This window comes from Burkholderia sp. BCC1985 (assembly GCF_905339915.1).
In the GTDB taxonomy this organism is placed as follows: Bacteria; Pseudomonadota; Gammaproteobacteria; order Burkholderiales; family Burkholderiaceae; genus Burkholderia.
Genome location: NZ_CAJPGY010000017.1, coordinates 14,835 through 37,190 on the forward strand (window position 1 = coordinate 14,835; position 22,356 = coordinate 37,190).

Genomic DNA, 22,356 nt, shown 5'->3' on the forward strand with positions numbered 1-22,356 from the left:
TTGCCGAATGCCATCGCACCACGCGTAAACAATTTGAAGGATTGTGTCCGAATGGCGGGTATAAGCCGCTCGGTGCATGCGCAAACGTTTCACTTCGGCCGCATTGAGCGGATAATGACCCGGCGCGGCGAAGAAAAAATTGCCCGGAACCTGAGAGAAAACAGACGCAGTGAAGAAAAGAGAGAAGGTCCGCCGCGCTGCCGAAGCGAGGTCGGCTGCCCGGAGCGCCGGGTCGGGGTTGCCCGGCTCGGCGCGCACCGGACCTCCGGTGACGCGTCGCGATCACTCGACGTCTTCGTCGTCCTCCGCATCCATGTCATCGTCCTCCCTGTCCCGCCCCGGCGCCGCATACGCGCTCGCCTGTTCCAGCAACCACGCCCGAAACGATTCCAGCGGCTTGCTGTGGCTGAACTCCGTCGGATACACGAGGTAGTACGCCGAATCGCCGACCGTCGCCGCGTCGCACGGCACGACGAGGCCGAGCTGCTGCAACTGTTCCTCGACGAAGAACTTCGGCACCAGCGCGACGCCGAGCCCGGCCGCGGCCGCGCTGATCAGCATCGTGTGCAGCTCGTAGCGCACGCCCTGCATCGTGCGGATGTCCTCGACGCCGTGCGTCTCGAACCACTGCGCCCACGCGCCGGGACGCGTGGTCGAGTGCAGCAGCGGATACGCGAGCAGGTCCTCCACGCGTTCGACCGGCCCGTCGAGCAGCGCCGGCGAGCAGATCGGCACGACTTCCTCGCCGAACAGGTAGTCGGACGACGTGCCGGGCCAGGTCGGCTTGCCGTAGTGGATCGCGGCTTCGAAGTGGGTGTCCTCGAACGAGAACAGGTCGGTGCGGCTGCCCATGTTCACGCGCACGTCCGGCGTGCGGTCGTAGAAGCTCTTGATGCGAGGAATCAGCCAGTGCGACGCGAAGGTCGGCAGCACCGCGAGTTCCAGGTAGCCGCCGCCGCTGCCGTGCGCGATGATCGACAGCGTGTCGCGGTCGAGCGCCTCCAGCGCGCGCCGCACCTGCGTGCCGTACAGCTTGCCGGCGCGCGTCAGCACGACGCGCTGCTTCACGCGCGCGAACAGTCGCACGCCGAGGCTCGCCTCGAGCGTCGCGATCTGCCGCGATACCGCGCTTTCGGTCAGGAACAGCTCCTTGGCCGCGTGCGTGAAGCTCTCGTGGCGCGCCGCGGCTTCGAAAGCCACGAGCGCACCCATGTTGGGGATCTTGAATTTGCGCATGATGCTCGTTTTGTCTGACGAAGGGACCGGCCCGCGGCGGGCCGTCGGACGCGTGTGGGGACCGCGAATAATTCCAAAAACTCATCACGTGTCAATTTAATCTCGCTTTACGCCCCGCTGCAACCCTTTGAATAATGCATCCCACGCAAGGCCAGGCGCCCGCTGGGCGGCCGGCCAATCGAGTTGCCGGCACGTTTGCCGGCGGTCCCCCGAACACGAGAATCCTGATGCGCAATCCGAATATCGAGAGCTTGCTGACGAAGCTGCTGGGACAGGCGAAGACCGACGCCCTGTTCGCGACCCTGAACATGCCGGCCATCCTCGACGAATGGGAAACCGACGTCGTCACGCGCGCGGAAATCGCGCAAGCGATGAACATGGCGCTGTTCGAAGGGCTGCTCGAACGTTCGGCGAACGGCCGCGCGTACACGGCCGATGCCATCGAAAACGGCGGCTCGGTCTACTTCGACCACGGCGCGCTGCGCACGGTGCGCTGGCCGCACACGGGCGCGCTGCCGCCGGGCGAAGCCGCGTTCACGCGCATCCTGCGTCCGCTCGGCTTCCGCCTGAACGGCCGCTATCCGCTCGACAAGCTCGGCATGACCGGCCGCGCGTATGCGCACGAAGACGCGCCGGACGAGATCGCGCAGTTCTTCGTCAGCGAACTGCATCCGGAGCGCTTCTCGAAGGAATTCCAGCAGGCCGTGACGAACGTCGTGAGTTCGTCGCGCGATCCGCTGTCGCCGGCGGCCGTCGCGCTTCTGTGGGAGATCGAGCGCGAAGGCTGGCTGTCGCTCGACGCCGCGCACGCGCTGCTGCCCGAGATCGTCGGTGCGTTCGCGCGCCAGCACGATCTGCCGAACGAACTCGACTACGAAACGCTGCTGCTCGAATCGGCCGAGATGGCGTGGATCGCGACCGAAGGCAACGCGTTCAACCATGCGACCGATCGCGTGGCCGACGTGTTCAAGCTGTCCGACGACGAGAAGGCGAAGGGGCGGCCGATGAAGCCGGAAGTCGAGCGCTCGCGTTCGGGCCGTGTGTTCCAGACCGCGTATCGCGCGGACATCGTCGAGCGCGAGTTCCGCACGCGCGACGGCGGCACGGTGAAGCGCAACGTGCCGGGCTCGTTCTACGAGTTCATCACGCGGCGTCGCACGTTCGACCAGGCGGCGCGCCGCTGGGTGACGGACCTGCGTTTCGATGCGGGCAACGCGCAGGGCATCTTCAAGATGACGGCGAACGCGGCGAAGTAAGCGCGACGCCGCACGAAAAAAACGGGCCGGTGGCTGAGCATAGCCACCGGCCCGTTTGCGTTCAATGGGCGCCGCGATCGTCAGAACAGGTGCGTCACCAGATAGAACAGCAGCAGCACGCCGATCGGTACGCCGAGCAGCCAGGCGATCAGATACTTGCCCATGTCGTTGTCCTCTTCATGGCCGCGACGCGGGATGCGCCGCGGAGGGGTGAGACGACCGGCGCGTTACAGCTCGCGATCGAATTCCTTCAACTGCTTCTCGGCTTCGTCGCGCGCAATCCCGTAACGCTCCTGGATCCTGCCGGAGAGGTAGTCGCGGTTGCCTTCGGCGACCTTCAGGTCATCGTCGGTCAGCTTGCCCCACTTCGCCTTCATCTTGCCGGTCAGCTGCTTCCATTGACCCTTGATCTTGTCCTCGTTCATGATGCGCTCCTGTCATAAGGGGAGAAAAAAGTGCGGCACGCGGCCGCGTGATAGCTCAGGCCTTCGCCTTCAGGCCGGCTGCGTCGACGTGCTTCACGCCCTTGATCGAGCGCGTCGCGGCGACGGCCTTCTTCACCGCGATCCTCGACGGCAGCACGCCCGTCAGCGTGACGACGCCGTCGACCGTCTTCACGCTGATGTGCGTACTCTTCACGCCCTCGGTGGTCGCGAGTTCGCTCTTCACCTTGGTCGTGATCCACGTGTCGGTGACGGGCTGGTTCGATTCCGTTTTCATGCCTTCGTCGGACGACGATGCCTGTGCGTTCGTGAGCGGGGCGGCGCAAAGCAGGAACGCCGCGCTGACGGCGAGTAACGCCGACAGGTTCGAGGTCTTGTTCATGGGATGTGCTCCTTCGATTGACGTGATGGATGGGCGAGTCGGTGCAGGCGCGCCGCGCGTCATCGCGCGATCGGCGTGTCGTAGCCGGGCTCGCGCGGCGGCATGTCCGGGCGCGGCACGTCGGGCGGCAGCGGCACCGGCGGATCGGTGCCGGGCGACGGTTCGGGCGGATTGTCCGGAGCCGGCTCGGGCCGCGTCGGATCGGGTGTCTGATGCAGCTTCATCAGTTGGTCCTCCTCTGCGGTATGGAAGGGCAGCGCGTGAGCGCCGATGCAGTACCAGCGTACCGGCGCGAACGCACGCGGGCATCGCGCAAATTCACCGGATCGGCTAGTGCGTTTGCACGGGGACGGAACGGCGAAGCGGGAACGGGAAATGCGTCGTGACACGCGCGATGCGGGACGACAGACGCGGGAGGCGCGCCGCGCGCCGCTTGGCGGGACGGCGCACGCAGGCGGCGCGGCATGCGAATGTACTATTGCGCAGGGTGCATCCGTGCCTGTCGACCGCGTCGACCGCACGCGATCATCGCGGCGCGCGCCGGCCGCACATGTCGGCGCTTATCGGCGCGGCGGCGACCCGCCCCGCAACAATATCGACCACGTGGACCACCGATCAATGGACGAACGAGTCAACGAACAGGTGCTCAAGTCGCATACCGACCGGCGCCAGTTGCATCAGATCATCGCGGGGCTCACCGAGGGCGTGATCCTCATCGAGCCCGACCAGCGCATCGTATGGGCGAACGAGGCCGCGCTCGCGATGCACGGCGTGACCGAGCTCGACGCGCTCGGCGCGGACGTCACCGAGTATCGCGAGCGCTTCCGGCTGCGCTACCGGAACAACCGTCCGGTGCGCGACGGCCACTATCCGATGGACCGCGTGATCGCGGGCGAGGAGTTCAGCGACGTGACGGTCGAAGTCGAATCGGCGGCCGACGAGAACGTGAGCTGGGTTCACCGGATCCGCAGCCTCGTGCTGACGAACGCGGCCGGCGAGCCCGACTGTCTCGCGCTCGTGCTGCACGATGCGACCGAATGGGCGAGCGCCGAGGACCGCTTCGAGCGCACGTTCAACGCGAACCCGGCGCCGGCCGTGATCTGCCGGCTCGACGACCTGCGCTACGTGAAGGTCAATCAAGGCTTCCTCGAGATGACGGGGCATGCGCGCGACGACGTGCTCGGCCGCTCCGTCTACGAACTCGACGTGCTCGAACAGGCCGAGCGGCGCGAACTCGCGATCGAGCGGCTGGGCGAGGGCGCGACGATCCCGCAGATGGAGGCCGTGCTCAAGCGCGCGGACGGCGGCACGAAGGCGGTGGTGGTCGCCGGGCAGCCGATCGACATGAACGGCGAACCATGCATGCTGTTCACGTTCATGGATCTCGAGCCGCGCAAGCAGGCCGAGCTCGCGCTGCGGCAGAGCGAGGAGCGCTTCGCGAAGGCGTTCCGGATGGCGCCGGTCGCGACCGCGATCGTCACGGCCGACGGTTTCGTGCTGCTCGACGTGAACGACGCGTTCGTCGGGATGGCCGGCCATGCGCGCGACGACCTGCTCGGCAAGTCCGCGGACGAGATCGGCCTGTGGGCCGAACGCGGCGCACGGCAGTGCATCGACACGCAACTCGCGCGCGACGGCAACGTGCGCAACGCAGATGTGCAGATCCGGACGCGCGACGGCGACGTGCGCGATTGCGTCGTGTCGGCCGAGCCGGTCGCGATTCACGGGCAGGATTGCCTGCTGATCGCGCTGCTCGACATCAGCGATCGCAAGCGCACCGAGATGGAACTCGTCTATGCGATCGAGACCGCGATGCAGGATGCGTCGTGGTTCAGCCGCACGCTGATCGAAAAACTGGCGAACGTGCGGCGCGCGAATGCGCCGGACGCGGGCGCGCAGCTGTCGGACCTCACCGCGCGCGAGCGCGACGTGTTCGACCTGCTGTGTCACGGCCTCGCCGACAAGGAGATCGCCGGCCGTCTCGGGCTCGCGCCGAACACGGTCCGCAATCACGTCGCGACGATCTACGCGAAGCTCGACGTGCATAGCCGCGGCGAGGCGATCGTGTGGGCGCGCGAGCGCGGGATTGTCGGCACGTCCGACGCGAACGGTGCGCGCGGCGAGAAAGCTGCCGACAAGGACGGCAAGAACTGACGCCGGCCGTCGGGCCATCGGTGCGAATGCACCATGCAGGCTGGTGCATCCGCATCTGCCGCGCGCCGCGCGCGGCTGCGATCCTGTCCACTCGGCGGTGCGGCGCGGGCTGCCGTGCCGTCGTCTCTCTCCCCAACTCATCGCAGGAGACGACCATGGACAGGAATCGCATCGAAGGCAAGCTCAAACAGATGAAGGGTTCGGTCAAGGAAGCGCTCGGCAAGGTGACGGGCGACCGCGAGACGGAAGCGGAAGGCGTGGCGGAGCAGCAGGCCGGCAAGCGTCAGGAGCAGGCCGGCGAGGCGGCCGATGCGGTGCGCAAGCAGACGGGCACCGACCGGCATTGAGCGGCGCCGGGCGCCATTGATCGAATCGCGCGAGGTGCGCTGTGTTGCCGCCGTGTGGCACGGCGATGATTCTCCATCGGCATGACCCGACGCGGCCTTGGGGCAACGGTACGTGCGCGCATCCCGCTCGATGCGTTTGCTTCCAGGCCGCCGTCGCGCGGGCCGCGGATCGGTGGCACGGGCACTTGATGACAATTCCTCACAACATAGTTCCGATATTTCGTTTGCTGCACGCGTATTGGCTACCCACAATCGGTTCACCTCTTTCGCGCTGACAGGTTCCCCGGAGACGGAACCGCGGTGATCGACCGGCAGGCGATGCGCCCTTGCGCGACGACGCTTCCGGCGACTGAAAAAATCACCGGCACGCGAGAGGTCGCCGGCGCGCGATGGTCGCGCGTCGCATCCCGACCCACAGAAGAAGGATTGGCCGATGACGTTCCGCATTCGTTCGCTTTCCGGCATTGCATTGACCGCTGCGATTCTCGCGTTCCAGACGGGCGCGGCCCATGCGCAGGAAACCGTCGTCAAGGTCGGCGTCGCCGTGCCGCTGACCGGCGGCGGCGCCGCGTATGGCAAGGACATCGAGAACGGCGTGCGCATGGCCGTCGACGAGGCGAACGCCGCGCACCCGACGATCGGCGGCAAGCCGGTGAAATTCGTCGTCGCGTCGCGGGACGACCAGAGCGATCCGCGCATCGGCGTGCAGGCCGCGCAGCAGTTGACCGACGCGCAGGTGGCCGTCGTGGTCGGCCACTTCAATTCGGGCACGACGCTGCCCGCGTCGAAGATCTACGCGAAGGCCGGCATTCCGATGATCACGCCGTCGGCGACCAATCCCGACATCACGCGCGCCGGGCTCGGCACCGTGTACCGCGTGATCGCGACCGACGCGCAGAACGCCGGCAATGCCGGTGCGTATGCGGCGAGCGTGACCAAGGCGAAGCGCATCGCGATCATCGACGACCGCACCGCGTTCGGCCAGGGCGAAGCCGACGAATTCGAGAAGGCCGCGAAGGCGAACGGCGGCACGATCGTCGCGCGCGAATTCACGAACGACAAGGCCGTCGACTTCAGCGCGCAGCTCACGAAGATCAAGAGCACGAATGCCGACCTGGTGTTCTTCGGCGGCCTCGACGCGCAGTCCGCGATGCTGGTCAAGCGCATGCGCCAGCTCGGCATCCGCGCGCAGTTCCTGGCCGGCGGCGGCGTGATGAACGCGAACTTCATCAAGCTCGCGGGGAATGCGGCCGAAGGTGCGTCGGTGTGGGAGTACGGACAGCCGCTGTCGCGTCTCGCGAAGGGCAAGCAGTTCGAAACGAAATTCAAGCAGAAGTACGGCGTCGACATGCTCGCGTATGCGCCGTTCGCGTACGACGCGACGTGGATCGCGATCAACGCGATGCAGAAGGCGAACTCGACGAAGCCGGCCGATTTCAACGGCGCGCTGAAGGGCACGCGCTACGACGGCATCACCGGCACGATCGCGTTCACGAACACGGGCGACCTGAAGAACCCGAGTTCGACGCTGTATGAAGTGAAGAACGCCGCGTGGCAGCCCGTCACCACGCAAACGGCGGACTGAGTACCCGAATTACCCGAACGCGCGCGGACTTTCGCGGCGCGCCCGGACGTGCTGAAATAGCCAGAGCGATCGGATGCGATCGCGGCGCATGTCGGGGCGATTCGCCGGGTGGTCACGGTCTGTCGCGCACGGCGCCGCGCGCGACGCGGCACGAACAACCTTCGGGCGCGGCCGGCTGGCCGCGCCTTTCACGTGCAACTGGAGTCAGTCGTGAGTTCTCAAGTCGTCATCGTCGGCGGTGGTGTGATCGGCAGCTCGATCGCCTATTTCCTGCGTGCTACCGATCCGACGGTGTCCGTCACCGTCATCGAACGCGATCCCACCTATGCGAAGTCGTCGTCGGCGCTGTCGGCCGCGTCGATTCGCCAGCAGTTCTCGACGCCACTGTCGATCGAGATGTCGCTGTTCGGGATCGACTTCCTGCGCACGATCGGCGAGCGGCTCGAAGTCGACGGCACGCGGCCGTCGATCGATCTGCATGAAGGCGGCTACCTGTTTCTCGCGACGCCGGCTGGTGACGCGACGCTGCGCGAGAACCACGCGCTGCAGACGAAGCTCGGCGCCGATATCCGGTTGATGGATCGCGATGCGCTGCGCGCGAAGTTTCCCTGGCTGAACGTCGACGATCTCGTGTCGGGCGCCTATGGAGCGAGCGGCGAAGGGTGGTTCGACGGTTACGGGCTCGTGCAGGCGCTGCGCAAGAAGGCGCAGGCGCTCGGCGTGCGGTATGTGCCGGCCGATGTGACCGGCGTCGTGCGCGATGGTCGCAAGATCACGCACGTGGTGACGAACGACGGCGAGCGCTACGCATGCGACACGCTCGTCAACGCGGCCGGTGCGTGGACGCGCACGCTGTCGTCGATGATGGGCATCGACATTCCCGTGTACGCGCGGCGTCGCAGCATCTTCAACGTGTCGTCGCCGGCGAAGCTCACCGATTGCCCGCTGCTGATCGATCCGACCGGTGTGTATTTCCGGCCGGAAGGGCGCACGTACATCTGCGGGACGTCGCCGAGCCCCGATCGCGACCCCGACGACCTGCCGCTCGACGAGGTCGATCACGACCTGTTCGACGAGGTGATCTGGCCGACGCTCGCGAATCGCGTGCCGGAGTTCGAGGCGCTGCGCGTGGAGAACTGCTGGTCCGGGTACTACGAGTACAACGTGTTCGATCACAACGCGATCATCGGGTATCACCCCGAGCTCGACAACGTCGTGTTCGCGAACGGGTATAGCGGGCACGGGCTGCAGCAAGGGCCCGCAACCGGGCGTGGGGTGAGCGAGTTGATCCTGGGCGGGCGATACGAATCGCTCGACCTGTCGTCGCTCGGCTGGGAGCGTGTGCTCGAAAACCGGCCGATCGTCGAAAAGAACGTCGTGTAGCGCGGCGTGACCGCCCGGTGTGTGGTGGGCGGGATTCTCCTTGTGTCTCAATCTGATTGGCCCGGCTTTGCCGGGCTTTTTTTGGTTCATCGCAGATTAACGGGGAACGCGGCGCGGATCTTGAGGAAGACGTACGCCTCGTCGCGGTACCCGTAAGCGTGTGCCAGCCCAGGTCGTAGAAGGCGGCTACCGCCTGCACGCTGGCCGCTTGCAGCAGCTTCTCGCAGGCCTTGGCGAATCGCTCTGTCACCCGCTGGTAGCGGCCCGGCCAGTCAAGCTTCTCCAGCGTCGGCCCACCGCAGCGCTCGCACCAGACCCGGCGTCGGGGCACGTGCAGCACCACCCGGTACTCGAACAACGGCAGATCACGTACCCGCCGTACGGTCGTTTCATGAATCTGCTGGCAACGCGCACCACATTGCTCGTAGTACATGACCTTGCTGACCGGCTTCAGGTAGAGCGACAGCGTGCGGCTATCGCCGACCAATCCTTTCAATTTCGCGGTTCCATTCGTCGGAATTGTGGGCGACGGAGTGCTGGTTCCGATGGCGTTGCATTTGATGATCCGATGTCTTCCGACCCAGCTACAACATCTACACCACAGATGAGGCATAAAACCGGTCAGTCGGCATCTGGCTATCGTCAACAATCGGCAGGCCTCATCGGATTTCCTCTGTCGCCCTTTGTTTGGTGGAGATTTTTAGACCATCGTTAACGGATTTTAATTCCACCAATGAGTAACAATGCCTTTATTGCTAAAGTCAATGAACAACTGGCGCGCATATCCATTTTCTTTCGCTGCCTTTCCATCCTGAGCGGAAGTCGCGACCGTCTTGGCACCGTTAACCCTTCTATTTGCGCCATTAACTTGATCGCTAACGGCGCCCACTGTATTTTGAGCCGTAGATAAGCCCATTTGAGATAAACCGGAAGTAATTCCACTAAGCATCCCTCCCATGCGTTCCATTACATTTGGAGTCGATGCGGTACTTTCATTGTAATACCAAGTTTCTCTGCCATCATCTTTCGTTTGCTTGGAATTTGAATCTCCATATAGCGCAACTACATCGGCCTTCGTGGTTTTTCCTACAACAATGTGTTGCCTAACATAGCTCGGTGAAAATTTATCCATTTGATTGCCGCTGCTTGACGGCATTTGCGTACAGGCTGTGGTGCTTGCCAGAATTGAAATTGCAAAAAGCGAAATCAACGTTTTCATATATTGGGCCCTGAATGGTTCATTCAACCATCATAATGGAAGTGAAATTTGTCTTGCGCCAGACGGTTGCATGAAAATACGAACGACAATTTGATCGAACGTCGGGGTATTAGACCCCTGGATAGTATCGGCCCCAGCCATTTTGCATGTGGTCTCCCGTAATTATTATTCTCGATCGACGAATCGTCGACCGACATCAACTTCATCACCGGTACGACAGATCTAACGCCATGGCAGTAAGACAGAAATTGCCCACCCCAATTCGAATTAAGAAGTTGTTATTTCTAAAATGAAAGAGGGTAATTCGCGGCACCCTCTCTTTGATAAGGTATAGCACTACGTAAGATAGGTGCAATGAAATCGACGGGTACTTTGCAATCCTTGACATTTCACAATAGCTCCCTCGTCGAGCACAAGCTCAATCGATTTCGCCGTTGATACATGCTGCAATGCCGCGCTGGTACATATGAATAGGTGAAGGACTGCGGTTCTACAACCGGCCACGTAGGGCCAATGGCCCGGACGCTGATGACTATCGGCCTTCGTCCATCTATGCCCATGGCTACCGGCTTGAACGAGTCTGAAAGTGAGGTCGCGCTATTCAGCAACGGGGATCGGAGAGGCGCTGCCGAGCTTAATGACGTGTGTCAGCCGCGATCATGCGTCGACCAATCGGGATTGCGCTACGGCCGCCATTTGTGCATCGTGCTCGATCACAATCCGCTCAAGCGAGATCCGCTCATGCTCGCTCGGTCGCCCACACTCCCCCCTTTGCATGCGAGCGACGATGGCGTTCAGAACATCTCCTGCTTCACGATAGGGAGACAGATCGACGTTGTCTGGATCTCGAGGAAAGAAGGCGAGATACACCACATTCAATAACGTCGCTATCGAATCGACGTCGGTACGACGCGTTAGGAGCGTAGCTAGTGCCCGGTGATGCTTGAGCGACAAGCGCTGCACATCCCGAGTCGGTAGCGGGAGAAGTTGTGCTTTCGTCAGGCGTCGACGTACAGCGCGTGGCTTCGTCGCGTTCATTCGTTTGGTGTGGTGACCTGCTCCCCGCGTTTAGTACGGTGACGGTGTAGAGTTCGTTCCAGCCACTGACGCAAGTCAGCAACGATCTTGGCATTTTGCGCGGGCGACACCTGTATGCAAGGCGACACGGTTTCCTGCGATGAACCTTTTTTTATCGGAGCGGGAGGCCGGACGCGTCGTTCCGGCGCGAGCGACTCAGGCCAGCAAGCAAGCGATCAGATCATGCGTCGTGCGCACCTCGTACTTCCGCAGCAAGCTCGCACGATGAATATCGACCGTGCGCGGGCTGATGTTCAGCTCCCTGCCGATTTCCTTGCTGGTGAGCCCGTGAACTAGGAATGCCGCGACGTCGCGCTCGCGATCGGTCAACGTGCTGGCGACGTCGGGATGCTTCGCGTCGCCCGACAGGTCGGTGAAGGTCCAGACGGCCAGCTCGAAAGGCCGCTTCGGGTTGTAGCCGAAGCCGCACACGGTGACCCAGAAATGGCTGCCGTCGACGCGGCGCATGATGCGATCGTCGCTGAACCCAGCACGCTTCGCGAGCAGCGGCGCGAGGCGACGGCCGGTCGTCGCGAAGTCCTTCTGCTGCGGATACAGCTTCGCGAACGACTGGTCGATGATGTCGTCGCGGGTCGCCCTGAACAATTGCAGCGCCTTCTCGTTGCAGTCGATCATGATGCGCTCTTTCGCCACGATCGCGGCGACGGGAAGATGCCTGAAGAGATCTTCGTAGTCGAGGCTTGGCATCGTGGCGGTCATGTTCGGCATCGGGTCGGCGGCTCCGAACCGTGTTCGGACCCAGGCTATCGGGCAGGTTCGCTCCTGTCGGATTGTAGCCGTAGCGCTTGCGGCACATTCAACCGACGTGAAAGACGCAGCAGCCGTGCCCTTCGCCCGCGCACCGGAGTTCGGCCGAATGCGCACGCGGGCCCCTGCTCGCCGTGTCGGGCGCGGTGTCGTTGACCCAGTCCATTGCGCCGGCGAACCAGCCCGCGAACATGTAGCAGAGCTTGCCGTGCTTGTCGGGCCGGGCCAGCACGAAGGACGAGTGATGCAGATGGATGCGCGCGTGCGACGTCGCCGGATCGGCTTCGGCAATGCTGAACACGCCCCAGCCGCGCTGCGACAGCCGCTTCAGATAATGTTCGAACACGGCCATGCCGGCGATGCCGTGCTGCTTCGCCTCCTTGTCGCACCAGTGATAGGCCGACTTGTAGCCGGCCGTGTAGAGAATCGACGCGTAGGCTTCGCGGCCGAGCGCCTCTTCCACGGCGACATGATTGTTCGTGAAGAAATGGCGCGGCACGTACAGCATCGGCAGCGCGTCGGTGGTCCAGACACCGGTGTCCGGATCGACGTCGATCGGCAATTGTGGCTGCATGGCGGGTGCGTGCCGGGTTCGTGTCGTGCGATTCAACCGTTCCAGACTTCGCCGAACACCCGCAGCCAGTTCTCGCCCATCACCTTCCTGATGCGCGACTCGCTCCAGCCGGCGCGTTGCATCGCGGCCGTCAGGTTCGGGAATTCGCCGATCGTGCGGATGCCTTCCGGATTGACGACCTTGCCGAAGTCCGTCAGGCGGCGATAGCGGCCCTTGTCGTGCGTGATCCAGTCGAAGAACTCGGTGCTGTAGCCCTGCGTGAAGTCCGTGCCGATTCCGACCTTGTCCTCGCCGATCACGTCGATCACGTATTCGATCGCTTCGAGGTAATCGTCGATGGTCGCGTCGGCGCCGCGTCGCAGGAACGGCATGAACATCGTGACGCCCACGAAGCCGTTCGCCTCCGCGATCTCGCGCAGTTGCTCGTCCGTCTTGTTGCGCGGATGTTCCTTCAGCGCGGACGGGCAACAGTGCGAGTAGGTGACCGGCTTCTTCGAACAGGCGATCGCGTCGGACGAGGTTTTCGCGCCGACGTGCGAGAGATCCACCATGATGCCGACGCGGTTCATCTCCTGGATCACTTCGCGGCCGTAGCCGGACAACCCGCCATCCGGTTCATAGGAACCCGTGCCGACGAGGTTCTGCGTGTTGTAGCAGAGCTGCACCACATTCACGCCGAGTTCCTTGAACACTTCGATATAGCCGAGGTTGTCCTCGAACGCATATGAGTTCTGGAAGCCGAGGATGATGCCGGTCTTGTTCTCCTTCTTCGCGCGCAGGATGTCGTCCGTCGTGCGCACCAGCGTGAGGATTTCACTGTATTCGCGGATCTGCTGCTTCATCTCCGCGATGTTGTCGATCGTCTTCTGGAAGTCTTCCCACACGGAGACCGTGCAGTTGACGGCCGTGACGCCGCCCTTGCGCATGTCTTCGAACACCGATCGCTCGACGCGGGAAATGTTCAGGCCGTCGATGATGATGCTGGTGTCGTGAAGGCTCGTCATGGTGTTTCTCCATGCGTTCGTTTAGTCGGCCCCGTTTGCACAAGCGGGGCGTGTACTCAAACCGCGCCTTCGACGCCGCGCTTGGCGGACTGGCCGGTTCTCGCGGTTGCCGGACCTGCGTCTTCGAGCGCCGTCTTCGACGTTTCCGGCAGGGACAGGCCACCGATCATCGCCAGGATCGACACGGCGATCAGGTAATAAGCGGGCGACAGGTTGGTCCCCGTCGCCGAGATCAGCCACGTGGCGACGAGCGGTGCGGTACCGCCGAAGATCGTGTACGCGAGGTTGTACGTGATCGCCGATGCGGTATAGCGCGTTTTCGTCGCGAACACTTCCGACATCAGCGGTGCCGTCACGACGCCCGAGAAGACCGCGCCGATCGCAAGCAGCGCGACGCCGGCCAGCGATTGCGACAGCACGCCCGAGCCGCCCAGCGAGAACGCCGGATAAACCGACACGATGATGAAGAGGCCGGTCGTGGCGATCGTCGCGCGGCGGCCGACGAGATCGGAGAAGAAGCCGGCGACCGGGCACAGGGCCGCGGCGAAGAAGAGGGCGAGCACCGTCACCAGGAGCGACGTGCCGCGAGACAGGTGCCCGGCCACTTGAAGGTAGGTCGCGAAATACGTCGTGAACGTGTAGAACGACAGCGCCGTCACGGACACGAACGCACCGAGCTTCAGGATATTCAGCGACTGCGAACGCAGCGTTTCCATCAGCGGCGCATGCGCGATGTCGTGCTTGCCTTCGAGTGCCTGGAACGCGGGCGTTTCATTCAGGTTGACGCGCAGGTACACGCCGATGAGGCCGACCGGTGCCGCGATCAGGAACGGCACGCGCCAGCCCCATTCGACCATCGCCTGCGACGACAATGACGATTCGAGCAGATAGGCGACCACGGCCGCGCAGGCGAACGACGAGAAGGTCGACACCGGCACGAAGCTGCCGAAGAACGCGCGGCGGCGGCGCGGTGCGTGTTCCATCACGTACGCGCATGCGCCGGCGTATTCGCCGCCTGCCGAAAACCCCTGGACGCAGCGGATGATCGTCAGCAGCAACGGTGCCCAGTAGCCGATGCTCGCGTAGGTCGGGAGCAGGCCGATCAATGTGGTCGAGCCGGCCATCATCAGGATCGTCAGCGCAAGCGTGCGTTTGCGGCCGATCCGGTCGCCGATGACGCCGAAGACCAGGCCGCCCAGCGGGCGGAATGCGAAGGCCACCGCGAAGACGGCGAAGGTCTTCAGGAGGCCGACCGTGGGGTCGCCGCTCGGAAAGAATTCGCGCGTCAGGATGGTGGCGAGAAAGCCGTATGCGGCGAAATCGAACCACTCGACGAAATTGCCGATCGAGGCTGCGGCGATCACGCGTCGTAGCGTGCTGGTATCGACGTCCTGGGTGGTCATGGTCGTGTCCTCTTCGTAGGTGTAGTTCGGTTCGCGTCGAAAACATCGTAGGGACGCCAATTACCTAGGTCCATACGTGTCAATTACCTAGGTAATCGGGGGTGGGGCGGGGGGCGCTGGCCGCCCGGCAGGCTGCCGCGCGGCGTTGCCGGAGTTGAATAAGGGAGCGTGGAGGCTAGACTGGAAGTTCCCCATGCACACCATGGAGGGAGACATGACGACCATCTATGTCGTGAAGACCGGACTTCAGTTCCTCTGTACCGGCGAGGACGGCGACATCGGCATGGCACCGGAAATCGAAGAAGCGATGTCCTTTCTTTCGTATGAAGAAGCGAAAAAGGTGGCGAGCGAGAACGCCGATCCGGGGTATGAGATCCTGGCGGTCGATATTGTGTGCCGATGAGGTGGCGTTCGTTGGTAGTCGCGGTGAGGGGAGCGCACGGCGCCGCATGCATCGCGTGCCCGGCACAGTATTGCCCCCGGGCGGCCATGAGGCAGAACCTGGCGTCGCCTTGTCACCGACGAGAAGGAAGGTGGCGACTCAGGATCCGCACGGGCATGGCTTGCCGACGGATCCGCGCCGTTGCCGCCCTCGAGCGCGGACGGCGCGATCGTGCTCGGAATTCACGACGCCTTCCGGCAGCAGGCTTTGATTTTCGTACCGCAGAACCGGTCCGTCCCGTTCGGCTCGTGCCAGCCGATGATCGGTTCACCCCGGATCTGGCTTCTGCTTCATCCCCTCTTACTCAACGAACCGTCGCCTCGACGCAAGCGTCCCCGCGAGCTTCCCGGCGCTCGGTCGCCAGAAAAGCGGCCGGCGCACCCGCACGCGGTACCCGGAATACGGCGACCCTGCGAACCAAATACAGCGTGATGAAGCTGACCGCCACCGCGATCCATTTCGCGGCAATATTGCCGACCGCTGCCGCAGCGATGTGCACGATGCCCGCGGTCAGCAGTGAGCCGAACCCGCAACTTGCCGCGAACAGCAGTGCTTCGCCGATCCGCCGGCGGCCGATCGTGGCCGAGCGGAACACGAAGCGGCGCGACAGCACGTAATTCACGCCACCCCCGACCAGGTACGCCACCCACGCCGATATCCCGGCATCGACCTGTATGGCCGAGGTCAGGGCGAGGAACAGCCCCCAGTCCACGACGAGCGACAGGGCGCTCACGACGAAATAGCTGGAGAACATCATGTCCGCCCCCACTGAACAGTGCGGGTCGGGACCGCGCGCAACCCCGATGCGCCCGCTTGCGGTTCGCTGCCGCTCTCGTGATATTCCGCGTCCTCGTTGACGGCCCAGACGTCGCGAAGCTTGTGCCCGGCGACGATGTTCTCGACGGTCAGCATTGCGGTCATCATCGCGTGATCCTGATTGTTGTACTTGTGCATTCCATTGCGGCCGACGAGATGCAGGTTCGGATAGTGCTCGGCCAGATCGGCGCGGATCTCGTCGACGATGTCGCGATAGTCGTCGTCGTACACGGGGTACGCCTTCGGTTGACGAACGACGCGCGACCCCCGAATCTGGTCGCGCGTCGCCAGGCCAATTTTCTCGAGTTCGACGATCGCGAGGTCGGTGATGTCGGCGTCGCTGCTTTCCCACATCGAGTCGCCGTCGAAGCAAAAGTATTCGAGCCCGAGGCAGCCACCCGTCGTCGCGTCCGGCACCATTTCGGGCGACCACGACGCGAAATTCTGGATGCGCCCGACCTTGACAGACGGGTCGTGAATGTAGATCCAGTTGTCGGTGAACGTGGCGGGCCGATCGAGGATCAGCGCGACCGTGATGAAGTCCCGATATTGCAGCCTTGACGCGGCCGCCGCGGACGACGGACGGGGCGAAATCGCGTTGAGTGTTTCGCGCAGCGGCGCGGTGCACACCACATCACGAGCGCTGATGCGATTCTTCTGTCCGTCCTGGCCGACGGTTTCGACGAGCCAGCGCCGCGTGCGGCTGTCGTATTGCATTGCGCTGGCCGCTTGTCCCATCATCAGCCGTCCACCCTGATCCTCGAATTTCCGGGCGGCGGCTTCCCACAGCATGCCGGGGCCGCGGCGCGGGTAATGGAACGATTCGATCAGGGTCTTGACGTCGGACTTTTTCGACCGGATGCCGAGCGAGCGCTTCACTGCGCTGACGATGGCGGTAGACAGGCTCAGGCCCTTGATGCGCTGCGCGGCCCAGTCGGCCGAAATCTCATCGCACGACATGCCCCAGACCTTTTCGGTGTACGTCTTGAAGAAGATCGAGAAAAGCCGTTCTCCGAATTGATTGGCGACCCACTGATGAAAGGACTTGGGGTTTGGGCAAGGCTTGATGCGGGCTGCGAGGTATGAAAGCACGCAGCGAGTGCTTTCGATGATGCCGAGATTCACCAAAGCCTCGATGCCGTCGAGCGGGTAGCGGTAGAACTTGTTCCGGTAGAAGATGCGCGAGCTGCGCGGCCGCTCGATGAAGTCGTCCGGGAGCAGTTCGTGCCACAGCGCGACCACGTCCGCGGACTTGGAGAAGAAGCGGTGTCCCCCGATGTCGAAGCAGTGGCCGTCGAACCGTTCGGTGCGACTGATGCCGCCGACATAGTGAGGATCTTTCTCGACGATCGCGACCGACAGATCGGTCTGCTTGGTCAGCAGATAGGCGGCGGTGAGGCCGCCCGGCCCCGCGCCGATGATAAGTACGTCAACCGATTGATCCATGTTGTCACCCCGGGTCTCAAATCGCTGGTCCATTGACTGTCGTATCGGCCGCTCCAGCTAAACGGCAAACTGCCATCTCGAATCGATGATCTGGATTTCCTGTTCAGACGTCGTGCGCTTGCGCGTGGCGAGGCGGGGAGGTATCGCCTCGGGCGGCAGTCGGCCGTTGTGCGGAAAGCGCCTTCGTCTTGCTGGCTTGTTGCGTGCGCGCGGACGACGTGTCCTGAGCTGCGGCAGTCGCCCTGATGCTGCGGCAGTCGTATAGCCAGACAGTGTTTTGGGGTTCGGGCGACCAGGCGTAGCGGGTCACCAGCTCCGGGTAGCGCCGATGCGACACGATGAAATCCAGCACCGGGTCCGCACAGATGTGCCGGATGCCCGCTTGGGTGAGCGGCAGGTATTCGTACTTGGTCACGAATACGGTCGACCTTTTGTCCGCGGCATTGCCGCCGCGCGGCCGTGCGGCATTGGGATCTTGCTTGATCAGTTCGACCCGTCGTACTGCCTCGAAGGTAGTGCGGCGGTGGAAGATCAGACCCGCAGCCTGCGTCGACGAGTAATAGCTCGACGTCTTCATCATCAGCCACGGATAGACGACTTCGTCCGCCGGTCCGTCCCAGTAGACGATGTCGCCGCGCGCGACCGTACCTTCGAATGGCGCGAAGTCCGCGCGGTCGGCGCCGGCTTCCATGATCTTGGCGGCTTCCGATCGCTGGTCGATATTGACGAGTCCGTATGCGGCGAATGCGGCCAATACCACCGGCAGACCGATGATCGCGATTCGTTTGCGCGACAGATTGAGCATGACGAGCAACGCGACCAGTATGACGACGAGGCGCGTGTGAATCAGTGTTTCGAGCCACGGGCTATCGAGCATCACGCTGCCGGTCGGATAGGCGACGCGACCGACCTGGTACGCGCACTGGAATACGATCCAGACCGTTGCGGCAATGAGCGTCGTCCCGATCCACGTATGGCGAAGCACCGGGGTGAGCTCGCCAAGCAGCGCTCTCGGAGTGCCGGATGCCGGCCGACGGGCTGCTGCGTGGAGCGCCGCGGCAACGCCCAGCGCGATGAATCCTCCGCCGACGTCGACCAGTAGCCAGCAGATCACGAGCAGCCAGATCAGCGTCTGCCGTGTGTGGCGTTCGCGCCGCACGAGCAAAATGGCCGCGGGCCATTGCAGCAACGTCAGCAGCCACAGCGCGCGCCACGGCTGCAGCTGTATCCAGATGGCGTCCTGTCCGGTCAAGTCCGCGATCGTCGTCAGCGCGACGCCGGCAACACCGATCAGTGTGAGATTCGACCACAGCGCACGGTGCTCCTCGGCTTGGGACGCGCATAACGTCGCAGGAAGTGCGATAGCCCAGCAAACCTTGCTCCATGCAGTGAGCGACCATAAGGTCGGAAACAGGAATGGCACGTTGTATCGTGCGATCGACCGCCATTCCGGATCGAACGGATACAGATGCAGCGCCTTGAACGGCGGCATCTCGACGATTGCGAATGCTACGAGCGCGAGCGGCAATAGCCGCCACCACTTCATACGTGGCATCTGGCCGAGTACGACGAAGACAAGCGAAACGCCGCCGATCAGCGGGTGCATGGCAGTCGCGACGACCGTCAGCGCGATGGCAACGCGATATCGGCGTTCGAGCATCGCGGCAATCGCCCACAGGCCGAGTGCTTCGGCGGGAAGCCGGGCAGTGAGAAATACTTCGTCATACGAAAATAGCAGACCGTCGCCGTAATCTGCCGGCATACAGGCGATGAAGAACAACGCTAGCCAGTGCCACGGAGCAGGCAGCAGTTTCTTCGTCAGGTGCAACATGCCGCTCCACCAGAGTGCCTGAGCTGCAATCAGGCCCACGAGATTGCTCGTGCGGAGCCCGAATGCCGAGATCAGCTGCGAGAAGATCCGACCGTAAATCGTCCAGCGATCCTGGGAGCCGAATTCGAAGAACAGGTCGTGCGAAAAATTCTCGGGATGTGCGTTGTATAGTGCCTGCGCGGTGTACAGGATCGCGTCGTGTCGAATGCCCGTATACGGGTGAGTTAACACGAACAGAACGGCCAACGAAAGCGCAAGTGCGATGACCGAACAAGGGCTTTTCTCAGTCCGCTTCATGATCGAATGGAAGACTTTTATCGACGATATTTCGTGAGCCGGCAATCCACACGCGGCGCAACGGACCATCAGGTTCCAGCTTCGCTGAAGGCAGCGCGGTGCATCCTGGCGGCCCGTGAGCCTTCAGGCGAGATGCCGGGTGCAACTCAGCACGCGCGTTTCGCCTTGTGGTGAATAGGCAGCGGTACGCGGACGCTCATGCCGATGAAGTGAGCGGCGGGATGGTGCGTCCGTGCGCGCACACGGCGCCGCTGCTTGTGATCAGGCGCACATGCCTGTCGGAGCGTTCGACTTGCATCCGGGAGCGGTCCCGGTGTGATCGTTGCTGCGCCGCTGCGCATTCCCGGCGACGCCGCGATCGAGATCGTGGTGCTTGTTTTCATTGTGTCCCCCGATGCGTCCTGCAGCGAAAAAGCGCCATTACCGGTGTGCTGGACGCGGACTTTGTCGAAATATTTGGTGAGGCGCCGGGACGGCTGGTCCCGCGCCTGTGGCGTGGACGCACGGAGCGTGCCACGCGCGTCGGGGCGGTTCGTTCGGGCTGATGAGGCGGCATCGACGCAAGTCGAGATGCCGGTCGTCGCGCGAAATGTGTCGGACTTGAAACGTTCCGGAAGTGCCGGATTGGCTAGGCCGCCCACCGCGGCGCCTGAACGTCGAGCGCGTACACTTCATGACCGGTTTCCTTCTGAAGTGGCGGCAGTCAAGTGCGATGGCGAGACGGGCCCGGCGCGATGGGCGCGTCGGTGCCCGCCAGGGCGCCTATGGCGGGAACCGGCAGCCTTGTCGGAGCGGGTGCGGATGACACGTGACCGGGCAAACGGAATGGGGATTATGTTGCAGATCTGAAACGTCGCGGCAGCCTGGCCGGCGCGGTCGGAGCCGCGATCGATCTGCCGAGTGCCCGCTGCGTCGAGCAAAGGCGGCATACGAAACGCGGCGATTGTTTCGACGGAGGGCAGGTTATGCCAATGGTCGGAGAACTCTGGAAAGTGCGCTTGCGATCCCCCGGGCCAGAAATGCGCAACGGAGCGGGACAGCGAGGACATCATCGGCCGCACGTTCATCCGGCGAATATATTCGCCCCCGGCAATTGATGACCAAACCGCAAGACCTAGTGCATAGATATCGTTTGCCGCAGCGTTAATGACTATCGACAATCGTGGCTCGAATTCCCGCTGTTGGCGCCAGAAGTGCCTTGGCGGGCGGCACCCGTCGGCTATCCCGGCCGTCGCTGCCATCCAGCTCACGACGACATGTACGCGTTCACGCCCTCATTCCAGAATCCTGCCGGTTCGCCGATCCGCGAGCTGTTCAAATACCTCTCCGAGCCGGGGATGATTTCGTTCGCCGGCGGTTACCCGGCCAGCGACCTGTTCGACGTCGACGGCCTGAACGCCGCCGCCGAACGCGCATACGCCCAGCCGGTCCGCTGCCTGCAATACGGCCCGACCGACGGCCTCGCCGAACTGAAGCAGCAACTGATCGCGTTGATGGCGCGCCGCAACGTGACGTGCACGCCCGCCGAACTGCTCGTCACGACCGGCTCGCAACAGGGCCTCGATCTGCTATTGCGCGTGATGGTCGGCCCCGGCGACGTCGTGCTGACCGAACAGCCGGCGTACCCGGCGACGCTGTCGGCGATGCGTCTGCAACAGGCGCGCATCGTCACGATCCCCGTCGACGGCGAAGGGCTCGACGTCGACCGCCTCGCGTCGCAACTCGCATCCGGCGCGATCGCGCAGCCGAAGCTGCTCTACACGGTCCCGACCTTCGCGAACCCGACCGGCGCGACGCTCACGCGCGAACGCCGGCTGAAGCTGCTGCGCCTCGCGGTGCAATACCGTTTCCTGATCGTCGAGGACGATCCCTACGGCGACCTGCGTTTCGCGGGTGAACCGGTGCCGTCGATGCTTGCACTCGCGAACGACGTCGAAGGCGCGCGCGACTGGATCGTGCATTTCGCGAGCCTGTCGAAAATCGTCGCGCCGGGGCTGCGCGTGGGCTGGACGATCGCGCCGGCCGAAATCGCGCGGCGCTGCGTGATCGCGAAGCAGACGGTCGACCTGTGCAGCACGCCGTGGACGCAAGCCACCGCCGCCGAGTATCTCGCCGACGGCGCACTCGAACGCCATCTGCCGCGCATCACGGCGGCCTACCAGCGCAAGTGCGACGCGATGTGCGACGCGCTGCGCGACGGTCTCGGCGACGCGATCACGTTCCATCGTCCCGAAGGCGGGATGTTCGTGTGGGCACGCATCGGCGCGGTGTCGTCGGACGTGCTGCTGCAGCAGGCGATCGCGAACAAGGTCGTCTTCGTGCCGGGCAAGGCGTTCTTCGCGGACAACGTCGACGCGGCATCGCTGCGGCTGTCGTTCGCCGCGCCCGATGTCGACGCGATCCGGGAAGGCGTGGCGCGCCTCGTGCGCGCGTATGGTGCGGCGCTGGCCGCGTGAGGAGACACACATGAACATGATCATCAACCACACCGCATGGACGGACGAAGCGCCGGGCATGGCCGATATCCGTCCCGTCGCGCACAAGTCGTCGCAGATCAGCGCGGGGCCGCAGTACGTGGCCGACGTACTCGGCCGCTTCGGCGCGGAGTCGACCGACACGCGCGACGCCGCACCGGCCGTCCTCGGCTACAACTGAACCGCGCGGCGGCGGGCCTACAAGGAAAGCCCGCCGCC

21 protein-coding genes and 1 pseudogene are annotated in these 22,356 nt (G+C 63.6%); 8 read left to right on the forward strand and 14 right to left on the reverse strand.

The window, feature by feature from the left end; all coding sequences use genetic code 11:
* Window positions 1–282 precede the first annotated feature (282 nt).
* Window positions 283–1,236, reverse strand: coding sequence for a LysR family transcriptional regulator (locus U4Z31_RS18930; RefSeq protein ID WP_044848360.1), 954 nt, complete (start codon window positions 1,234–1,236; stop codon window positions 283–285).
* 227 nt (window positions 1,237–1,463) lie between these two features.
* Between U4Z31_RS18930 and U4Z31_RS18935 the strand changes: the two genes are divergently transcribed.
* Window positions 1,464–2,492 (forward strand): DUF1338 domain-containing protein, encoded by a 1,029-nt coding sequence (locus tag U4Z31_RS18935; RefSeq protein ID WP_124489273.1) that lies wholly within the window; start codon window positions 1,464–1,466, stop codon window positions 2,490–2,492.
* Window positions 2,493–2,719: 227 nt separating this feature from the next.
* Here the strand turns inward: U4Z31_RS18935 and U4Z31_RS18940 are convergent, their stop codons facing one another.
* Genes U4Z31_RS18940 through U4Z31_RS18950 form a run of 3 tightly spaced genes read right to left on the reverse strand, consistent with a single transcriptional unit; the run spans window position 2,720 to window position 3,541 of the window.
* A complete protein-coding gene (locus U4Z31_RS18940) occupies window positions 2,720–2,917 on the reverse strand; it encodes a CsbD family protein (protein WP_044849025.1) in 198 nt (65 codons plus the stop codon).
* A gap of 55 nt (window positions 2,918–2,972) precedes the next feature.
* Complete coding sequence (locus U4Z31_RS18945; RefSeq protein WP_044849024.1) at window positions 2,973–3,317, reverse strand: BON domain-containing protein; 345 nt, start codon at window positions 3,315–3,317, stop codon at window positions 2,973–2,975.
* Between the two features lie 59 nt (window positions 3,318–3,376).
* On the reverse strand, window positions 3,377–3,541 hold the full coding sequence (locus U4Z31_RS18950; protein WP_167357956.1) for a hypothetical protein: 165 nt from the start codon (window positions 3,539–3,541) through the stop codon (window positions 3,377–3,379).
* 394 nt (window positions 3,542–3,935) lie between these two features.
* Between U4Z31_RS18950 and U4Z31_RS18955 the strand changes: the two genes are divergently transcribed.
* The 4 genes from U4Z31_RS18955 (at window position 3,936) to U4Z31_RS18970 (ending at window position 8,786) form a co-directional block, all read left to right on the forward strand.
* On the forward strand, window positions 3,936–5,471 hold the full coding sequence (locus U4Z31_RS18955) for a helix-turn-helix transcriptional regulator (RefSeq protein WP_124524189.1): 1,536 nt from the start codon (window positions 3,936–3,938) through the stop codon (window positions 5,469–5,471).
* Window positions 5,472–5,626: 155 nt separating this feature from the next.
* The gene (locus U4Z31_RS18960) at window positions 5,627–5,818 is read left to right on the forward strand and encodes a CsbD family protein (RefSeq protein ID WP_321811058.1); all 192 of its coding nucleotides are present in this window, start codon (window positions 5,627–5,629) and stop codon (window positions 5,816–5,818) included.
* Window positions 5,819–6,251: 433 nt separating this feature from the next.
* Window positions 6,252–7,403 carry a branched-chain amino acid ABC transporter substrate-binding protein gene (locus U4Z31_RS18965; protein WP_321811059.1) on the forward strand — a complete coding sequence of 384 codons (1,152 nt, stop codon included), beginning with the start codon at window positions 6,252–6,254 and terminating at the stop codon, window positions 7,401–7,403.
* A 210-nt stretch (window positions 7,404–7,613) separates the two neighbouring features.
* On the forward strand, window positions 7,614–8,786 hold the full coding sequence (locus U4Z31_RS18970) for an FAD-binding oxidoreductase (RefSeq protein WP_321811060.1): 1,173 nt from the start codon (window positions 7,614–7,616) through the stop codon (window positions 8,784–8,786).
* Window positions 8,787–8,940: 154 nt separating this feature from the next.
* On the opposite strand, the pseudogene U4Z31_RS18975 reads toward U4Z31_RS18970, so the two are convergent.
* From U4Z31_RS18975 to U4Z31_RS19005, 7 genes and pseudogenes are all read right to left on the reverse strand, one after another.
* A pseudogene (locus U4Z31_RS18975) lies at window positions 8,941–9,267 on the reverse strand (helix-turn-helix domain-containing protein); the annotation flags it as partial.
* Between the two features lie 240 nt (window positions 9,268–9,507).
* Window positions 9,508–10,005, reverse strand: a complete 498-nt coding sequence (locus tag U4Z31_RS18980) for a hypothetical protein (RefSeq protein ID WP_321796392.1) — start codon at window positions 10,003–10,005, stop codon at window positions 9,508–9,510.
* 657 nt (window positions 10,006–10,662) lie between these two features.
* Window positions 10,663–10,959 (reverse strand): hypothetical protein, encoded by a 297-nt coding sequence (locus U4Z31_RS18985; RefSeq protein ID WP_321811061.1) that lies wholly within the window; start codon window positions 10,957–10,959, stop codon window positions 10,663–10,665.
* 279 nt (window positions 10,960–11,238) lie between these two features.
* Entirely contained in the window at window positions 11,239–11,811 is a 573-nt protein-coding gene (locus U4Z31_RS18990) for a PAS and helix-turn-helix domain-containing protein (RefSeq protein ID WP_321811062.1), read from the reverse strand.
* Between the two features lie 88 nt (window positions 11,812–11,899).
* The gene (locus U4Z31_RS18995; RefSeq protein WP_321811063.1) at window positions 11,900–12,424 is read right to left on the reverse strand and encodes a DUF5943 domain-containing protein; all 525 of its coding nucleotides are present in this window, start codon (window positions 12,422–12,424) and stop codon (window positions 11,900–11,902) included.
* Window positions 12,425–12,456: 32 nt separating this feature from the next.
* Entirely contained in the window at window positions 12,457–13,428 is a 972-nt protein-coding gene (locus U4Z31_RS19000; RefSeq protein ID WP_321811064.1) for a dipeptidase, read from the reverse strand.
* 56 nt (window positions 13,429–13,484) lie between these two features.
* Window positions 13,485–14,831, reverse strand: coding sequence for an MFS transporter (locus tag U4Z31_RS19005; protein ID WP_044849019.1), 1,347 nt, complete (start codon window positions 14,829–14,831; stop codon window positions 13,485–13,487).
* 214 nt (window positions 14,832–15,045) lie between these two features.
* On the opposite strand from U4Z31_RS19005, the gene U4Z31_RS19010 reads away from it, so the two are divergent.
* A complete protein-coding gene (locus tag U4Z31_RS19010; protein ID WP_059819600.1) occupies window positions 15,046–15,234 on the forward strand; it encodes a hypothetical protein in 189 nt (62 codons plus the stop codon).
* Between the two features lie 343 nt (window positions 15,235–15,577).
* Here the strand turns inward: U4Z31_RS19010 and U4Z31_RS19015 are convergent, their stop codons facing one another.
* The 3 genes from U4Z31_RS19015 to U4Z31_RS19025 all read right to left on the reverse strand — a co-directional run bounded on the left by U4Z31_RS19015 (window position 15,578) and on the right by U4Z31_RS19025 (window position 19,663).
* A complete protein-coding gene (locus U4Z31_RS19015) occupies window positions 15,578–16,030 on the reverse strand; it encodes a GtrA family protein (protein WP_321811065.1) in 453 nt (150 codons plus the stop codon).
* A complete protein-coding gene (locus U4Z31_RS19020; RefSeq protein ID WP_321811066.1) occupies window positions 16,027–17,568 on the reverse strand; it encodes an NAD(P)/FAD-dependent oxidoreductase in 1,542 nt (513 codons plus the stop codon). Before U4Z31_RS19020 ends, U4Z31_RS19015 begins: the two co-directional genes overlap by 4 nt.
* A 70-nt stretch (window positions 17,569–17,638) precedes the next feature.
* Window positions 17,639–19,663, reverse strand: coding sequence for a hypothetical protein (locus U4Z31_RS19025; protein ID WP_321811067.1), 2,025 nt, complete (start codon window positions 19,661–19,663; stop codon window positions 17,639–17,641).
* 1,256 nt (window positions 19,664–20,919) lie between these two features.
* Between U4Z31_RS19025 and U4Z31_RS19030 the strand changes: the two genes are divergently transcribed.
* Window positions 20,920–22,119, forward strand: coding sequence for a PLP-dependent aminotransferase family protein (locus tag U4Z31_RS19030; RefSeq protein WP_124489285.1), 1,200 nt, complete (start codon window positions 20,920–20,922; stop codon window positions 22,117–22,119).
* A 10-nt stretch (window positions 22,120–22,129) separates the two neighbouring features.
* Window positions 22,130–22,318 carry a hypothetical protein gene (locus U4Z31_RS19035; protein WP_321811068.1) on the forward strand — a complete coding sequence of 63 codons (189 nt, stop codon included), beginning with the start codon at window positions 22,130–22,132 and terminating at the stop codon, window positions 22,316–22,318.
* Window positions 22,319–22,356: the final 38 nt, after the last annotated feature.

Bases quoted from the DNA above. Each gene is read 5' to 3' on its own strand.
- U4Z31_RS19035 (WP_321811068.1), top strand. From the start codon at position 22,130: ATGAACATGATCATCAACCACACCGCATGGACGGACGAAGCGCCGGGC.
- U4Z31_RS18940 (WP_044849025.1), bottom strand. From the start codon at position 2,917: ATGAACGAGGACAAGATCAAGGGTCAATGGAAGCAGCTGACCGGCAAG.
- U4Z31_RS18945 (WP_044849024.1), bottom strand. From the start codon at position 3,317: ATGAACAAGACCTCGAACCTGTCGGCGTTACTCGCCGTCAGCGCGGCG.
- U4Z31_RS18955 (WP_124524189.1), top strand. From the start codon at position 3,936: ATGGACGAACGAGTCAACGAACAGGTGCTCAAGTCGCATACCGACCGG.
- U4Z31_RS18980 (WP_321796392.1), bottom strand. From the start codon at position 10,005: ATGAAAACGTTGATTTCGCTTTTTGCAATTTCAATTCTGGCAAGCACC.
- U4Z31_RS19000 (WP_321811064.1), bottom strand. From the start codon at position 13,428: ATGACGAGCCTTCACGACACCAGCATCATCATCGACGGCCTGAACATT.
- U4Z31_RS19005 (WP_044849019.1), bottom strand. From the start codon at position 14,831: ATGACCACCCAGGACGTCGATACCAGCACGCTACGACGCGTGATCGCC.
- U4Z31_RS18990 (WP_321811062.1), bottom strand. From the start codon at position 11,811: ATGCCGAACATGACCGCCACGATGCCAAGCCTCGACTACGAAGATCTC.
- U4Z31_RS19030 (WP_124489285.1), top strand. From the start codon at position 20,920: ATGTACGCGTTCACGCCCTCATTCCAGAATCCTGCCGGTTCGCCGATC.
- U4Z31_RS18935 (WP_124489273.1), top strand. From the start codon at position 1,464: ATGCGCAATCCGAATATCGAGAGCTTGCTGACGAAGCTGCTGGGACAG.
- U4Z31_RS18960 (WP_321811058.1), top strand. From the start codon at position 5,627: ATGGACAGGAATCGCATCGAAGGCAAGCTCAAACAGATGAAGGGTTCG.
- U4Z31_RS18965 (WP_321811059.1), top strand. From the start codon at position 6,252: ATGACGTTCCGCATTCGTTCGCTTTCCGGCATTGCATTGACCGCTGCG.
- U4Z31_RS19010 (WP_059819600.1), top strand. From the start codon at position 15,046: ATGACGACCATCTATGTCGTGAAGACCGGACTTCAGTTCCTCTGTACC.
- U4Z31_RS19015 (WP_321811065.1), bottom strand. From the start codon at position 16,030: ATGATGTTCTCCAGCTATTTCGTCGTGAGCGCCCTGTCGCTCGTCGTG.
- U4Z31_RS19020 (WP_321811066.1), bottom strand. From the start codon at position 17,568: ATGGACCAGCGATTTGAGACCCGGGGTGACAACATGGATCAATCGGTT.
- U4Z31_RS18950 (WP_167357956.1), bottom strand. From the start codon at position 3,541: ATGAAGCTGCATCAGACACCCGATCCGACGCGGCCCGAGCCGGCTCCG.
- U4Z31_RS19025 (WP_321811067.1), bottom strand. From the start codon at position 19,663: ATGAAGCGGACTGAGAAAAGCCCTTGTTCGGTCATCGCACTTGCGCTT.
- U4Z31_RS18995 (WP_321811063.1), bottom strand. From the start codon at position 12,424: ATGCAGCCACAATTGCCGATCGACGTCGATCCGGACACCGGTGTCTGG.
- U4Z31_RS18930 (WP_044848360.1), bottom strand. From the start codon at position 1,236: ATGCGCAAATTCAAGATCCCCAACATGGGTGCGCTCGTGGCTTTCGAA.